This window comes from Streptomyces hazeniae (genome assembly GCF_031845485.1).
Lineage (GTDB): Bacteria > Actinomycetota > Actinomycetes > Streptomycetales > Streptomycetaceae > Streptomyces > Streptomyces hazeniae.
The window spans coordinates 160,604-175,329 of the sequence record NZ_JAVREQ010000004.1 but is presented as its reverse complement, the minus strand read 5'-3'; the positions used below and the strand labels follow the sequence as shown (position 1 = coordinate 175,329).

The window sequence follows — 14,726 nt, the reverse complement described above, 5'->3', positions numbered from 1 at the left end:
GCTGAGCGGGTGAGAGACAAGAGAACAGCCGGACGATGGGTCGGCGCCGCCCTGGCCGCCGCCACGGTCCTCACGTCCGGGTGCGCGGCCCCGGTCGACCCCGACACACTCCCCGGCGTGTACCGCAACGACGAGACCGGCGGTGAGCTGGTGCTCGCGTCCGACCGGACGTTCTCCGCCACCGACGTCTCCACGGACGACTCGCCCGACACCGACGACTTCAGCGGCAGTTGGGACGTCGTCGAGCGGGAGACGGCCGACGACTTCGTCTACCTGGCGATCGAGGACGGCACCCTCGGCCGGATCGGCGGCATCCAGCTCTACACGGGAAGCCCCGGGACGGTGTACTTCCGGTACGACCCGGACGGTCCGCCCTCCCTGATCCTCACCAGGACCACCGCGTCGTAGGGCCCTCCAGCAGCGGCGGCCCGCGGCGGCGCCACCGCCCGCCGTACCGGCTCCGGACCGCTCACGCCCGGGGACGTTCCGCGCCTCGGACCGTCCCGAGGCCGCGCCCGCCCGGTCGTCTACGCTCGGACGCATGGCCGACGCACCGTACAAGCTGATCCTGCTCCGCCACGGCGAGAGCGAGTGGAACGCGAAGAACCTGTTCACCGGCTGGGTGGACGTCAACCTGACCGAGAAGGGCGAGAAGGAGGCCGTCCGCGGCGGCGAGCTGCTGACGGAGGCCGGCCTGCTCCCGGACGTCGTGCACACCTCGCTCCAGAAGCGGGCCATCCGCACCGCGAACCTCGCCCTCGAGGCCGCCGACCGCCACTGGATCCCCGTCCACCGCAGCTGGCGCCTCAACGAGCGCCACTACGGCGCCCTCCAGGGCAAGGACAAGGCCCAGACGCTCGCCGAGTTCGGCGAAGAGCAGTTCATGCTGTGGCGCCGCTCGTACGACACCCCGCCGCCGGAGCTCGCCGACGGCACCGAGTGGTCGCAGAGCGGCGACGCGCGCTACGCCGACATCCCCAGCGAGCTGCGTCCCCGCACCGAGTGCCTCAAGGACGTCGTCGGCCGCATGATGCCCTACTGGTACGACGGCATCCTCCCCGACCTCCTCGCCGGCCGCACGGTCCTCGTCGCCGCCCACGGCAACTCGCTCCGCGCCCTGGTCAAGCACCTCGACGGCGTCTCCGACGCCGACATCGCCGGCCTCAACATCCCCACCGGCATCCCGCTCTCCTACGAGCTCGACGCCGACTTCCGCCCCCTCAACCCCGGCGGCACCTACCTCGACCCCGACGCCGCCAAGGCGGCCATCGAGGCCGTCAAGAACCAGGGCAAGAAGAAGTAAGGGAAACGGCCAGGCCCCTGACCTGCACATACGGCGCGGATCAGGGGCCCGCGTTTGCTCTGGGCCCAGCGTGGGCCCTCAGCGTGGAGAGTCGTCCGGCCGTAGAGCCCTGCCGAGAGCGATCCGTGCGCGGTCCCGACTGCTCGGCATCAGGTGGGCGTACACCTTCAGCGTCAGCCCCGGGTCGGAGTGACCGAGGTACTCGCTGACTGCCTTGATGCTCTCTCCCGCGTCCAGCAGAACCGACGCGTAGAAGTGCCTCAGCGCGTGCATGCCGTGCTCTCGCGCGGCGGCATGCTCTCGGCTCTTCGCGTGGGGGATGACGCCGACCTTCGCGAGTGCGGGCTTCCAGTGGTCCTCGTTCAGCGACGTACGCCAGACGTGACCGCCACGGGGACCGGTGAAGAGCAGGCGCTTGGTCACGGGCGATCCGCCGGCACGCATCCACGGCAACGTGACCTCTATCGGTGGGAAGAGCTTCATGTGCGCCTTGAGCGCATCCGCCACGGGCCCTGGTAGCGGCACGTCGCGCAGCTTGCCGCCCTTCGGCGGGGCGAATACCGGCGCGCTCAGACTCAGCTTGAGCTGCTGGACGACGTGAAGCGTGTCGTTGTCGAAGTCGAGTTCTTCGACGGACAACCCGAGGATCTCGCCCTGTCGCAGTCCGCACCCGGCGCCAACGTCCACCATGGGCCGGAACCGTTCGACCAAGGCAGCGCGCATGGCGAAGACCCTTTCCGGCAGCCAGGGGACCACCCGCCGGGCGCCCATCTCCGGGAGCGTCACCGTGCGCGAGTTGCAGGGGTTCCGGGGCAGACAGCCGTCCTCGACGGCCGCGCTCAGGATGGCCCGCACGTTGGAGAAGATGACGCGGGCGTACGAGCCGGACATGCCGGACGCTTCGAGCTGCGTCACGAACTCGCGAATATGACTCGGCTGGAACGACCCCAGCGGGCGCGTCCCGATGCGCGGGAAGGCATGCAGCTTGAGCTGAGACTGCATGGAGGCCCGCGTATTTGGGTCGCCGCTCTGGCTCGCCAGCCACTGCTCCGCGAACTCCTGGAACGATGTTCGTGCCGCGTTCGGGTCGATGTACTGGCCGCGCGCCACGTCGGCGCTGATGGTGCTGAGCCACTGCTCAGCAAGGCGCTTCTGCCCGTCGGCGAAGGACTTGGATTTCCGCTTGCCATCAGGTGCGAAGTAGCGCGCCCGGTAACGTAGGCCGTTCCCGTGGCGGGCCGTCTTGGTGCGGACGGTCTTGCCGTTGGCGTCCGTCTCGGTCTTGAACCAGCGGTCTTGGATGCTTCCGGGCATCGGGTTGGGTCTCCTCGTGGTGCTGTGGGTTTCGGCGGGTGCGGGGCTGTCCGTAGGAGCTGCTGCGGGCGTTTCCTGCGGCGGTCGCCGAGGTGGTGAAACTCGATATCTGTGCAGGTCAAGCGAAAGATGCGGCGATATCCGAGACGAAACCGGTTTCGGGCCGGGCGAAACTGTGGTCCAGCCTCGAAACCGGGCTGTGCGTCGTCGGCGTCGCGGGGGCCGTCACGCCCCCGTGACGCCGTGACCCGTGGTGTCACGCGGCCTGTTGGCTGCTCCGCTGGTCGATCCAGGCCCGTACGGCGGCGGGGTCGTAGCGCAGGTGCTTGCCGATGCGGAAGCCGGGCGGACCGGTGCGCTTGCGGCGCCAGGCGTAGACGGTCTCCAGCGGCACGGACAGGAGGTCGGCTACGTCTTGCGGGGTCAGGTACCGGTCGGGGAGTCCGGCGCGCAGGGCGTGGACGGGCAGCGTTTCGGGTGTGCTGCGCATTCTGGTGTTCACTCCTTGTGACCGCGATGGGGCATGGCCGGGTAGGGGTGGGTGTGGAATAGAGAGCTGCTGCATCGCAGTGTCCGAAGCGTCCGCAGCGTCCGGTGGGCTGTTGCGGTGCAGCTCAGGGCGGGGGCGCGGTGTGGACGCTGTGCCGGACACTGCGGGCGCTGAGGGCTCTTAGCGTCCGGTGCGGCGTCCGTGCCGGGGGGCTTCTCTGCCGGTCTCGGGCTGGCCCTTGCCGGGCGCTATTCCTCCTGTTCAGGCAGGGCGGGTTGGGGGCCGACGTGGGCGAGGGGCGGTTGTGCGGCGGTGGGTTCGGTGTCGGACGCTGCCGGTGTTCCGGGGTCGGTGCGGGTGAGGACGTAGAGCCGGTGGCGGTGCTTGCCCCCGCTACGTTGCGTGTCGTCCACGGCGATGCCGACGGACCGCAGGAGCGGAGCGAGGCGTTTGACCTTCCCGCCGGCGCGGGTGGCGTCCTTGGGCCAGCCCTGGGGGCGTGGCCCGTCGGTGGGGGTGAGCTGTTCGAGGAGTTGAGCGGCCGTCCCTTGCCAGGTGCCCGCCTGCTCGACCAGGGCGGCCACGGCCGCGCCGAAGGGGTCGCCTTCCAGAGCGTCGCTGGCGACGTTCTCGGAGGTGGCCAGGTAGGAGCCGAGGGTGTCCCAGCCTTGGACGTGGTCCACGGCGGCCAGCACGCGGGCGAAGTCGGCCATGCGCGGCATCGTGGACAGCCGCACCGTGGGCAGCACCGCGAGCACGGAGGCGAGCAGGTCGCACAGCGCCCCGAGAACGGCGGGTCGGGCGGCGGCGAACGCCTGGTCCAGCTCTTCCTCCGTACGGCGGCGGTCCTCCCCGATGAGCTGCAAGTCGAGCATGAGCAGCCGTTCGGCAAGGTCGCCCGCGAGAGCTCCCGCGTCGATGGTGGTCATGGCCAGCACGCGCCGGAACTCCAGCACCACGACGTCGTCGTCGGTGTACAGGGCGCGGTCCACGATGCCGTCACCGGTCACGGCCTTGCACAGCGTGTCGGAGAGCCAGGCCGGGATGGTGGAGATGTTGTCCAGGCACAGCGCCCAGGAGTTGAACGCCTGTGCCGACCACGCCTTGATGTCCCGCGGCTGCGAGCGCTTGGGCGCGGGGGTTGGGTCGATCAGGTTGACGACCATCTGCGCGGTCTTGGACTTCCCCGTGCCCTGCTCTCCCTTGAACGTCAGGATCGGGTGCGGGATCGAGGGAATCCACGCGGCCACCAGCCATGCCACGAGCTGGCGGAAGGTGGTGTCGTCCATGTTCACCAGGGCGTGCAGCTTCGCCAGCCCGTCGCCGTCGAGGGACGGTGCCGGCATGGGCGACATGGCTCCGGAGCGGCGGAAGATGACGGGGGATCGGTCCGCTACTTCCCAGCCCAGAGCGGAGATGGTCACGCACCGGCCGTCGGCGGTGCCCAGGTCGATGACGATCCCGCCGTCGGGGTTGGGTGCGACCCGAAGGTGCACCGCTACCGGGTCGGCGGCGGCCACGCCTTCCAGCACGGTCATGGCGTCCGCGAGCGCGGATTGGGTGGGCACCGCGCCGTCGTGGGTGTCGGTGTACAGCCGGGCGAGCTGCTGGCGCAGTCCTGCCTTGCCGCGTAGCGGGAGCGCGATGTTCGGGCCGTCCTTGGCGACCGCGTAGGGCCGTCCGTCCTCGGAGGTGACCAGCGCGTACCGTTCACGGGCCAGAGCAACCAGCTCCGTCGCGGGCGACGGCTTCTTACCACCCTCCGACGGCGCCCCTGCCGAACGGCCCCCGGCAGGCGCCGGGCGTTCACGGCCGTTCACGCTCGTTCGGGCACTCACGCAATACCTCCTTCGCACGCAGCGTCCGTTCCGAGGGCACGCGCCCCCATGCCGGGCGCGCGAGTGGTCATTCCGACGGCTTCCGGACACGTTCCGGCGACGGGCCGAACCGTTCCGAGCACGGAAGGCGCCGGTAGGTAGCACGTGACCGCGACCAGTCCCGAGATGACCACCTCGGCACCCGTCTTCCGGGTCCTATTCCGCAGGTCATCCGGGGTACGGGCGCCCGCCTCGGTTACCACCAGGCAGGGCCGTTCGACAACGCCTGACGTGGTCACCCACGCCGGGAACATCCAGAGGCCGCACGCCTGGGACGGACGACCGCCGGCACGGCGCGGTGAACCTCCGTGAACACCCATGAACAGCCCTGAACACATGCCGCCCCTCACGCCGCGACCGCCAAGTCACCGCCGGTCGTGCTGCGGTACATCCCCTGGCTTCCGCGCGAGGTGACCAGGCCCTCATCGCGCAGCGTCTTCATGGCGGTCCGGACCGTCTTGCTGGAACAGCGCAGGCGCGCCATCAACACCCGCTCCGCCGGCACACGCTCACCCGGCGCCAGCTCCGCCACCTCGCCGCGCAGCACCTCGGCAAGGGCGCGTGCTGCCTCACCCTTCTTCCGCGCGGTCGTGGACGGCGCCGCACCAGGATTCTTCAGCGCCACGGCGCAGATGTAGCTGGACTTGATCGCGTCGCGCGGGACCCCGAGCCGCGCGGCGATCTCGTTACCGTGCAGCCCCTCGCCCAGGTGCAGGAGAAGAACCTGACGCGGCAGGTCGTCGACTCGCAGCAGAGCCTCACGCTGAGCGTCGGGAAGCTTGGCCAGCCCTTCGCGCTGCCACGCCGGGAGAGTCGCCAGCGCTACAGGCTCCCGTGCCGCCTCCGCATGGCACAGCTGAAGGCGCAACAGCGCAGTATCGACCAGGCGGCGCCCAGTGGTGGCATCGCACTCCAGATGCTCACCCAGCACCTTCATCGGACAGCCGTCCAGCCGCAGGAGCAGGGCGGCACGCTCCCGTTCTGGCAGCGCATCGACCAGACGTAGCAGCGACGCAGACGGCGCCGTGAGGGGGCAAGGCTCGGACATCAAAGGGCACAGCACGTTGCACGTCACCGGGTCGCTCCAGTCGACCGGCCGCTCGTGTGAACGCGAACGCCCGAAGTGCCGACCGATCTGCGTCTTCACCCGGGCGAAGAGCATTCCCCGGGTCTCGTTGTCGCTCAGCACATCGGGACGAAGCAGGTCTTTGGCCCCCGTCCGGGACACCTCGATCCACGCCTCCTGCGCGATGTCCTCAGCCAGCGACTCAGCCGCAGCGAAGCCCCACCCGTAGCCAGTGAGCTTCCGGCGCGCGTAGCCCACCAGCCGAGTGCCGAACTTCTCGTACAGCACCGCGAGTCGTTCCGACTGCTCGGGCGTCAGCGGCACGTCCTCCCCGTGCCGAAGCTTCCGGCCACCCGGGCCATTCCCCCGCCGGGCGGTTGTCCCGACGGCACGTTCAGCAGTGATTCCAGGCATGATGGAGACACCCCTTCGAGGGTCGAGGAGCGGCTATCTGCTTGGCGGTGGAGGGCCGCTCCTTGCTTGTCCTGACCAGCTTTTGACCAGGGCTTTTTGCACCCCTCCGGCCAGTCGATCCGCCCGGTGGGTACATGCCTAGGGTTCCCTAGGGCACCCTAGGGTGTCAAGCGGTACAGTAGGGAACCGACCACAGAGATGCGAAGGAGCTGATGGCGAGATGGCGGACCAGGCCGACAATCGAGCGCCGTATGCGCAGATTGCCGCCCATTACGCGGAACTGATCACGTCCGGCGAGCTACGGCCGGGCACGCTTCTGCCGAGCATCAAGAACCTTGCGCAGCAGTGGAGCGTCAGCACGGCGACCGCCGAGAAGGCGTTGCGGAGGTTGCGCAACGACGGACTCGTCAGGGGCATTCATGGCATCGGGACGGAGGTGCTGGACCTTCCTGCCCCGATGTCTTCCGGGTCGCAGCGCCAGGACCGAGGGAGCCGTACCGGCTCCAGTTGGGGGTCCGGCGAGCGATCCGACTCCCACACCGCCTCAGTGGTGCCGGCACCTGCTGATGTAGCTCAGGCGCTGGACATCCAGTCGGGTTCGGAGGTGATCAGGCGCCGCCGTGTCTACCGCGACCGGCACGGCATCGTTGCTCACTCGACGTCGTGGATCCCCGCCGGGTACGCCGACCTCATCCCGCAACTGACGAAGAGCGAGCGCCTGACTGGGGGAACGTCTCTACAGCTCATTGCTCAGGCGACCGGCCGCCCTATCACGCACCGGATCGACACTGCGTCGGCGCGTCTGTTGACCTCTGAGGATGCAGAGCTCCTGGAATTGGACCCTGCAAAGCGGTCAAGTGAGCCGGTGGTCGTGATGACCGCGAGGTTCGTGGACAGCGAAGACAACGTCGTGGAGTACGGCATCGACCTTGGGAGCCCCGGCCGCACTTGGCGAACGGAATCGGAAGTCACCTCGTGACGACGCCCGACGACAGGCGCCGGCCATTCTGTGTGCTGATGGCCGGCCTGCCCGGCTCGGGCAAGACGACGTTGTCCCGAGCGCTCACGGCTCGTGGGTTCGTCAGGCTGTGTCCTGACGAAGAGATGTATCACCGGCATGGCGTCTACGGAGTCGACTTTCCACGGGGCACGTTTCCGGTGCTTGAGCGCCCAGTCCTTGAAGAGGCCGCCGTGGAACTCCGCGAGCAACTCCGGGCGGGTCATGACGTGGTGGTTGACCACGGCTTCTGGACGCCGGATGACCGTGCTCGGTGGCACTCAATCGCGACGGATGCCGGTGCGATCGTGAGACTGGTCTACCTAGAGGCGAGTCACGAAGAGCTCTGGTCGCGCGTGAGCAAGCGGAATGCGGAGCATGCCACCGACCCGAACTCCATCTACTTCGCTGAAAGTGACCTGCTCCGCTACCGAAATCGTTTCGTACCTCCGGGGGTGGATGAGCCACACATGGTGTACGACGGTGACCCGCGCACGGTACTGAAAGCGCTAGAAGCAGGATAAGAAGGACGCCTTCGGCGACGCATTTCGCGCCGCCCACGGCTGTCGTCGCTACCTCCGCATTGGCGAGCTCGGCAGTGTGGTCGGGGCCACCGCGGTGTCAGTGTCCGCAGCGTCCGGCCCCTCCCCTCCTAAGAGCCGTTCTGACCTGCACAAAAGCGCTCTTAGGTGAGGGGGGCGCCGGACGCTGCGGACACTGTCGGACGCTGGGTACGGTGCATAGCGTCCGATGCCTCGGTGCAGGTCACATGGGGTGCGCTGGCCCTGTCGGACGCTGCGGACACTGCTTTCCCCCAACTCTCTAGTTGAAGCCAAGAGCGTGATGCTCACGGGGCGGTCGAACCTTTCCGTTCGCTACATCGCCGTGGTGGGGTGCGAGCGCAGGCGCCTGCTCGGACTTGTCGCTTGCCGCTTGTCTTGTCGCTTGTCGCCTACCAGGTCAGAGCCGCTTTCAGGGCGTACCAGCCCAGTGGACGACCTCGTTGTGGTGGCCGACAAGCGACAAGCGACAAGTTGGAGCAGGGGTGTTACCCACCCTGCAACCGGTACTTCGGACAGCCGGTTGCACTTCGGTGGGTGGTCAACCGCCTGCAACCATCGCTGACCTGCGAAGTTGCAGGTTGACCCAGGTTGCGGGGGAGGGGGCCTACGCGCGCACGTGCGCGCGAGGGCGCAAAGCACCTCCTTGCGGCGCCGTGAAGGGGGTCGTCGCGGCCTGACGCAGCGTTGGGGGTCTTCGACCCTCGCGGAAGGGCGTCACGCGCTCAGAGAGGCGTCTACGCCCTTCGGTTGATTCGGACGCCGTTCGCGGTGGGGTGTCAGAGTCGGGCCCTTGCCCTTGCGCTGCGCGTATTCGCTGGGAGAGGGGTGGCGGCTCAAGACAAGAGGAGCACGGCCCGCGTGCTCCTCTTGCTTGTAGCGTGCGCCGGCCAGGGAGGGACACACAGTCGGCGGGGGTGAGCGCCGCCTAGAGGCGGGGGCAGGGACCCGACGGAGGCGAGTCCCTGGCTCCCTACCAGGGGTATTTTCGCAGGTAGAACCAGGTCTCACGCGCCAGGGAGGCCGGTAGGGAGAACTCCCTCTATACCGGCTGACTCCCTCCGCTTCACCTGATGATGATTCGGCCGCACCCGCCGAATCAGCCCCTCCGAGGGGTCAGCAGTGGGCGTCCAAGAAGATGTCGCCGAAGGCGTCCTTCTGGGCCCCCTCTGGGCCCTCCAGCATCGACCGACAACGACCAACGACGGCTATCAACGACGGTTCGACTCCAGGTCAGGCGGGGTGCGGCGCCTGTTGACCAGGGGCGAAGAACGGGCCCCTCAGACCCAGTGCAAGAAGAAGTAGCAAGCCCGATCGGGTCCCTGACCTGCGCACGCGGTGCGGGTCAGGGGCCCTCGTGAGACCGGCACGTCGGCGGTCGCGATGGACGGCGACGGCGAAGGCCCACCCCAGGAACCCCGTCCGACGGCGCGGCGGAGTGCGGAGGGCCGGGCGGGCACCGTGTGCCCGCCCGGCCCTCGTGACGACGGGTGGTGTCAGTCGCCGCAGCAGCTGCCGCCGCACTGGCAGGAGCCGCCGGACTGGCAGCCGCAGCCACAGCCGGAGCCGCAGCCGCAGGCGCCGAGCACCGGCGGGGGCGGGCTGTCGCGGGCCGTGGGGGAGAGGGGCGGGTGGGGCATGGTTCCTCCTCTTGGGCGGGACTGTCATGCGCTCGCATCCCTGCCCGCCCGGACACGTCCTAGCCGCGCGCGGCCCCGGCGTGCGGGAGCGCGACGGGGCGTGCAGCGTGCGCCGGTTCCCGCCCCGAGGGCGTCACGCGCCCTCGGCGGGCTCCGTCGAGTCCGTGCCGGAAGGGGAGGCGGCGGGGGCGGCACCCGCCGGTGCGCCGCCCTCGGTCAGCTCGTCGACGTAGTCGCCGGTGACGAGGTAGACCACGCGCCGGGCCACCGACACGGCGTGGTCGGCGAACCGTTCGTAGTACCGGCCGAGGAGGGTGACGTCGACGGCTGTCTCGATGCCGTGCTTCCAGCGGTCGTCCATCAGGTGCTGGAAGAGCGTGCGGTGCAGGTCGTCCATCTTGTCGTCGTCGTGCTCCAGCTGGAGCGCGGTGTCGACGTCCTTGGTGATGATCACCTCGGCGGCCTTGGCCATCAGGCGCTGCGCGAGCTGCCCCATCTCCAGCAGCGTGGCCTGGAGGTCCCGCGGCACCGGGGAGTCGGGGAAGCGCAGCCGTGCGACCTTCGCCACGTGCTGGGCGAGGTCGCCCGAACGCTCCAGGTCCGCGCTCATCCGCAGCGACGTGACGACGATCCGCAGGTCCGTGGCGACGGGCTGCTGCCGGGCGAGCAGCTGGATGGCCTTGGTCTCCAGGTCGCGCTGGAGGTCGTCGACCTTCTCGTCCGCCGCGATCACGCTCTCGGCGAGCTTGAGGTCCGCGTCGAGCATCGCCGTGGTGGCGCGGCCGATCGCGGAGCCGGCGAGCCGTGCCATCTCGACCAGGCTGTCGCTGATCGAGTCCAGCTCCTCGTGGTACGCGTCCCGCATGCTTGTCCTTCCTCGCGTGGCGTGTCCGGGGGCGGACGGGCTGTTGCTCCGACCGGGTGGTTCGCCCCCCACGCTGCCACGTTCGGGGTGGAATGCGTCCTCTTCCGGCCGCACAAGTGAATCAGCTCCGACACCGAGGTGAACTCTGGGGGACGAGTGTTCGGGACCGCCCCGGAAGGGCTGGGGGCGTGCGGTTTCCGCCGCATAACCTGGGAGCCATGGACGTGAACGCGGCAGTCGCCGCAGTGGCCGCGATCGCCGGTGTCTGCACCGGCGTGATCGCCATGTTGGCGTTCCGGTGGAGCGAGCGCGAGCAGGCGCGCCCCACCCGTACCGCGCTGCACACCGACCCGGCGACGCTGCCGCCGGGCGTGGACACCGTCCTGTCCGTGCTCCGCTCGTCGGCCGTCGTGCTGGACGAGGCCGACGCCGTGGTGAAGGCCAGCTCCGCCGCGTACGCCCTGGGGCTGGTGCGGGGCGGGCGGCTGACCGTGGACGAGATGCTGCGGATGGCGCGCGACACGCGCCGCGACGGAGAGATACGCCAGATCGAGCTGGACCTGCCGCGCCGCGGCTCGGGCCGGGGCGGCGACGCCCTCGCCGTGTCGGCGCGCGTGGCGCCGCTCGGGTCCCGCCTGGTGCTGCTGCTGGTCGAGGATCTGACGGAGGCCCGCCGGATCGAGGCGGTGCGCCGCGACTTCGTGGCCAACGTCAGCCACGAGTTGAAGACGCCGGTCGGCGCGCTGTCGCTGCTCTCCGAGGCCGTGATGGACGCCTCGGACGACCCCGAGGCCGTGGAACGCTTCGCCGGCCGGATGCAGAACGAGGCGACCCGGCTGACCAGCCTGGTGCAGGAGCTGATCGACCTCTCCCGGGTGCAGAACGACGACCCGCTGGAGGACTCGGAGCCGGTGCAGGTCACCGAACTGGTCGGGGAGGCGCTGGACCGCTGCCGGCAGTCGGCGTCGAACAAGCAGATCACCCTCGCGTCCGGAGGCACCGAGAACCTCCACGTGTGGGGGAACCGCGGGCAGCTCGCCGCCGCGCTCGGCAACCTCGTCGAGAACGCGGTCAACTACTCGCCGGCCCGTACCCGGGTCGGCATCGCCGGGCGGCGCATCGCCGCGCCGGGCGGCGACCTCGTCGAGATCGCGGTGACCGACCAGGGCATCGGCATCTCGGCGGCGGACAAGGAGCGGATCTTCGAGCGGTTCTACCGCGTCGACCCGGCCCGCTCCCGCGACACCGGTGGCACCGGCCTCGGCCTCGCCATCGTCAAGCACGTGGCCGCCTCGCACGGCGGAGAGGTCACCGTGTGGAGCGCGGAGGGCCAGGGCTCCACCTTCACCCTGCGGCTGCCGGAAGCCGGCAACGCCCGGGAGAAGGCGGAGTCCGGCCGCGAAGGCCGGTCCGGCCGCCGCGAGCACCGCCTCAGCGGTGCGCTGCAGGAACCGTCCGACTTCGACGACGAGGACGACGGGGTGCACGACCCCACCACATCCCCATCACGACCACGTACATCTGACGCCCCGGAGGTCCTCCCGTGACCCGAGTGCTCGTCGTCGAGGACGAGGAATCGTTCAGCGACGCACTGTCGTACATGCTGCGCAAGGAAGGCTTCGAGGTCGCGGTGGCGTCCACGGGGCCGGAAGGGCTTGACGAGTTCGAGCGGAACGGCGCCGACCTGGTGCTGCTCGACCTGATGCTGCCGGGCCTGCCCGGCACGGAGGTGTGCCGCCAGCTCCGCGGCCGCTCCAACGTTCCAGTGATCATGGTGACCGCCAAGGACAGCGAGATCGACAAGGTCGTGGGGCTGGAGATAGGAGCCGACGACTACGTGACGAAGCCCTTCTCCTCCCGGGAGCTGGTCGCCCGGGTGCGCGCGGTGCTGCGGCGCCGCGGCGAGCCGGAGGAGGTCGAGCCGGCGGCGCTGGAGGCCGGACCGGTGCGCATGGACGTCGACCGGCACGTGGTGACGGTCGGCGGCGGCAAGGTGGACCTGCCGCTGAAGGAGTTCGACCTGCTGGAGATGCTGCTGCGTAACGCCGGCCGCGTGCTGACCCGCATGCAGCTCATCGACCGGGTGTGGGGCGCGGACTACGTCGGCGACACCAAGACGCTGGACGTGCACGTCAAGCGGCTGCGGGCGAAGATCGAGCCCGACCCGGGCGCGCCCCGCTATCTGGTCACGGTGCGCGGCCTGGGATACAAGTTCGAGCCCTGACCGGACCGCCTCCGGGGTGCCGCACGTCGGCGCGCCGCGGGGCCGTACGGAAGCGGCCGGGCTCTCGTCCGCCGCGGGGTCGGTGTTCTCCTCGCCGGGTGCGGGAGAGCCGGTCGGGGAGCCCGTGGGCGACCCCGTGGGCTCGCCGGTCGGCTCGCCGGGGCGCGGCGACGGGTTGCCGGTGGGCGCGCCGGAGGGGGTCGGCCGCGCGCTGGGGGCGAAGCGCTCGTAACCGTCGTGGTCCGAAGGCACGACCGCGGCGCGCAGCTCCACCTTGCCGGTGCGGCTGAAGACGAAGGTGATGGCCTGCATCTCGCCGGGGCTGACCGTGCCCGGGTCCGGTACGAACGCGGAGGCGTGGCCCTTGCCGCCCAGCGCCAGGTGGCCCTCGGCGGGCACCGTGAGGGCGTTCTTCCCCGTGGGCGGGCTCAGCCTGACGCGGCCGTCGACGCCCTTGATGCGGATGGCCTCGAGGGTCTCCGGCTTCCGGCTGTCGTTGAAGATGCGGGCCGACACGCCGACGGGGCCCTCTCCGTCCTCGGTGGTGATGATGTTGACGGCCTCGACCTTGATCGGGCCGGCCTGCTTGCTGGCGCTGTCCGGCTCGACCTGCAGGGTCGCGGCGTTGTCCCCCGCGCCGCACGCGGTGAGCGTGAGGACGCAGGAGGCGAGGGCGGTGGCGGCGAGGGTGCCGCGTCGAAGGCTGCTGCTCACGGCGGCGGCAACTCCTAGGACGAGCTCTGGCGGCCGAACGGCGTGCCCGGTCGCGGACGGTGGTCGGTTGTGGGCTCACAGGCTACCGACCCCGCGCGCGAGGGCCGCAGCCGCCCCTCCGGCGCTGCGCGGAGTGGGTGAGTGCCGTGCCGGAGCCGGGGGCCGCGATGTGGTGGATTCCCCGTCCTGACGGGTCGGTGGGATTCTCGGGAAAGAATGTGAGAACGTCGGCCGGAATTGATCACTGTCGGTGCGGCCGACCGGCGGAACGCGGCCGTGTTCGCCGTCCGGAACTGTTCGCTGATCAATTCCGGAGAACGGGCGAACGGGTTCCCCGGTGAACCGGACATAACGGGCATTCGGCCTACGGTTCCCCTTCTCGCCGGGCCCTTCCGGGGGTCGTTTCGGTACCCGCGAAGACGCGTCCCGACCTGCGAATTCTTCGTTCCGCTTAGGGTCCGCAGCATGACAACGGGTCGCTTGTCAAGCCCCGAGATGCGGCCTGACCTGCGGAAACGTCATTCAGAACGGCTCGTTCACGTGTTAGACTGGATAGCCACGGAAGGGGTACCTGACACATGACGTTCAAGGTTGGCGACACCGTGGTCTATCCCCATCACGGGGCCGCGCTGATCGAGGCCATCGAAACTCGCCAGATCAAAGGCGTGGACAAGACCTATCTGGTTCTGAAGGTCGCGCAGGGCGACTTGACTGTTCGTGTGCCGGCGGACAATGCGGAGTTCGTGGGTGTGCGTGACGTGGTCGGTTCCGAGGGCCTGGACAAGGTCTTCGAGGTGCTGCGCGCCCCGTACGCCGAAGAACCCACCAACTGGTCGCGCCGCTACAAGGCGAACCTCGAGAAGCTCGCCTCCGGCGACGTGATCAAGGTTGCCGAGGTCGTCCGCGACCTGTGGCGTCGCGAGCGCGAGCGCGGTCTGTCGGCCGGCGAGAAGCGGATGCTCGCCAAGGCGCGTCAGATCCTCGTCAGCGAGCTGGCGCTGGCGGAGAAGACCAACGAGGACAAGGCCGAGGCGCTTCTCGACGAGGTCCTCGCCTCCTGACCGACCCCCGGCCGCCCCGTGTGAGTCGTCGAGCGTCATCCGGCGAGTCCTGCAACGGGAGGCGTCGCCACCGCCATGCCGCGGTGCCCGGAAACCGTGCGGTCCACGACCGGCCGGTTCGTCCCGGGCGCTGCGGCATCGCTGTATCGCGTTCAGTACGCTGGGTGTCACGATCGGCAGCCGCCCGTCGTGTGGCCCCTC

Annotated in this window: 13 protein-coding genes; 7 read left to right on the top strand and 6 right to left on the bottom strand. The window is 69.7% G+C overall.

Annotation, left to right across the window (positions count from 1 at the left end):
- The first annotated feature begins 9 nt into the window (after positions 1–9).
- Together RM572_RS07155 and RM572_RS07150 are read left to right on the top strand one after the other, a co-directional pair.
- On the top strand, positions 10–408 hold the full coding sequence (locus RM572_RS07155; protein WP_311672427.1) for a hypothetical protein: 399 nt from the start codon (positions 10–12) through the stop codon (positions 406–408).
- 133 nt (positions 409–541) lie between these two features.
- Positions 542–1,303, top strand: a complete 762-nt coding sequence (locus RM572_RS07150; RefSeq protein ID WP_311672426.1) for a phosphoglyceromutase — start codon at positions 542–544, stop codon at positions 1,301–1,303.
- 78 nt (positions 1,304–1,381) lie between these two features.
- Here RM572_RS07150 and RM572_RS07145 read toward each other — a convergent pair whose 3' ends face one another.
- The 4 genes from RM572_RS07145 to RM572_RS07130 all read right to left on the bottom strand — a co-directional run bounded on the left by RM572_RS07145 (position 1,382) and on the right by RM572_RS07130 (position 6,374).
- Entirely contained in the window at positions 1,382–2,617 is a 1,236-nt protein-coding gene (locus RM572_RS07145) for a tyrosine-type recombinase/integrase (RefSeq protein ID WP_311672425.1), read from the bottom strand.
- Between the two features lie 256 nt (positions 2,618–2,873).
- Positions 2,874–3,107, bottom strand: coding sequence for a helix-turn-helix domain-containing protein (locus RM572_RS07140; protein ID WP_311672424.1), 234 nt, complete (start codon positions 3,105–3,107; stop codon positions 2,874–2,876).
- A 248-nt stretch (positions 3,108–3,355) separates the two neighbouring features.
- Positions 3,356–4,945 (bottom strand): ATP-binding protein, encoded by a 1,590-nt coding sequence (locus RM572_RS07135; protein ID WP_311672423.1) that lies wholly within the window; start codon positions 4,943–4,945, stop codon positions 3,356–3,358.
- A 385-nt stretch (positions 4,946–5,330) separates the two neighbouring features.
- Entirely contained in the window at positions 5,331–6,374 is a 1,044-nt protein-coding gene (locus RM572_RS07130) for a GntR family transcriptional regulator (protein ID WP_311672422.1), read from the bottom strand.
- Between the two features lie 310 nt (positions 6,375–6,684).
- Between RM572_RS07130 and RM572_RS07125 the strand changes: the two genes are divergently transcribed.
- Both RM572_RS07125 and RM572_RS07120 read left to right on the top strand, forming a co-directional pair.
- Complete coding sequence (locus tag RM572_RS07125; protein WP_311672421.1) at positions 6,685–7,443, top strand: GntR family transcriptional regulator; 759 nt, start codon at positions 6,685–6,687, stop codon at positions 7,441–7,443.
- On the top strand, positions 7,440–7,985 hold the full coding sequence (locus tag RM572_RS07120; RefSeq protein ID WP_311672420.1) for an AAA family ATPase: 546 nt from the start codon (positions 7,440–7,442) through the stop codon (positions 7,983–7,985). Before RM572_RS07125 ends, RM572_RS07120 begins: the two co-directional genes overlap by 4 nt.
- A gap of 1,532 nt (positions 7,986–9,517) precedes the next feature.
- Here the strand turns inward: RM572_RS07120 and RM572_RS07115 are convergent.
- Together RM572_RS07115 and phoU are read right to left on the bottom strand one after the other, a co-directional pair.
- Positions 9,518–9,661 (bottom strand): hypothetical protein, encoded by a 144-nt coding sequence (locus RM572_RS07115; protein WP_168711438.1) that lies wholly within the window; start codon positions 9,659–9,661, stop codon positions 9,518–9,520.
- A 133-nt stretch (positions 9,662–9,794) separates the two neighbouring features.
- A complete protein-coding gene (gene phoU, locus RM572_RS07110) occupies positions 9,795–10,526 on the bottom strand; it encodes a phosphate signaling complex protein PhoU (RefSeq protein ID WP_051308745.1) in 732 nt (243 codons plus the stop codon).
- A 218-nt stretch (positions 10,527–10,744) separates the two neighbouring features.
- Here phoU and RM572_RS07105 point away from each other — a divergent pair, with 218 nt between their 5' ends.
- From RM572_RS07105 to RM572_RS07095, 3 genes are all read left to right on the top strand, one after another.
- Positions 10,745–12,073 carry a sensor histidine kinase gene (locus RM572_RS07105; protein WP_311672419.1) on the top strand — a complete coding sequence of 443 codons (1,329 nt, stop codon included), beginning with the start codon at positions 10,745–10,747 and terminating at the stop codon, positions 12,071–12,073.
- Positions 12,070–12,750, top strand: coding sequence for a response regulator transcription factor (locus RM572_RS07100; RefSeq protein WP_023527581.1), 681 nt, complete (start codon positions 12,070–12,072; stop codon positions 12,748–12,750). Before RM572_RS07105 ends, RM572_RS07100 begins: the two co-directional genes overlap by 4 nt.
- 1,292 nt (positions 12,751–14,042) lie before the next feature.
- Positions 14,043–14,525 carry a CarD family transcriptional regulator gene (locus RM572_RS07095; protein ID WP_027765682.1) on the top strand — a complete coding sequence of 161 codons (483 nt, stop codon included), beginning with the start codon at positions 14,043–14,045 and terminating at the stop codon, positions 14,523–14,525.
- The last annotated feature ends 201 nt before the right edge of the window (positions 14,526–14,726 follow it).

What these genes read in the sequence shown, in the direction of transcription:
- RM572_RS07115 (WP_168711438.1), bottom strand. Translation starts at nt 9,661, where the DNA reads ATGCCCCACCCGCCCCTCTCCCCCACGGCCCGCGACAGCCCGCCCCCG.
- RM572_RS07150 (WP_311672426.1), top strand. Translation starts at nt 542, where the DNA reads ATGGCCGACGCACCGTACAAGCTGATCCTGCTCCGCCACGGCGAGAGC.
- RM572_RS07105 (WP_311672419.1), top strand. Translation starts at nt 10,745, where the DNA reads ATGGACGTGAACGCGGCAGTCGCCGCAGTGGCCGCGATCGCCGGTGTC.
- RM572_RS07125 (WP_311672421.1), top strand. Translation starts at nt 6,685, where the DNA reads ATGGCGGACCAGGCCGACAATCGAGCGCCGTATGCGCAGATTGCCGCC.
- phoU (WP_051308745.1), bottom strand. Translation starts at nt 10,526, where the DNA reads ATGCGGGACGCGTACCACGAGGAGCTGGACTCGATCAGCGACAGCCTG.
- RM572_RS07095 (WP_027765682.1), top strand. Translation starts at nt 14,043, where the DNA reads ATGACGTTCAAGGTTGGCGACACCGTGGTCTATCCCCATCACGGGGCC.
- RM572_RS07145 (WP_311672425.1), bottom strand. Translation starts at nt 2,617, where the DNA reads ATGCCCGGAAGCATCCAAGACCGCTGGTTCAAGACCGAGACGGACGCC.
- RM572_RS07140 (WP_311672424.1), bottom strand. Translation starts at nt 3,107, where the DNA reads ATGCGCAGCACACCCGAAACGCTGCCCGTCCACGCCCTGCGCGCCGGA.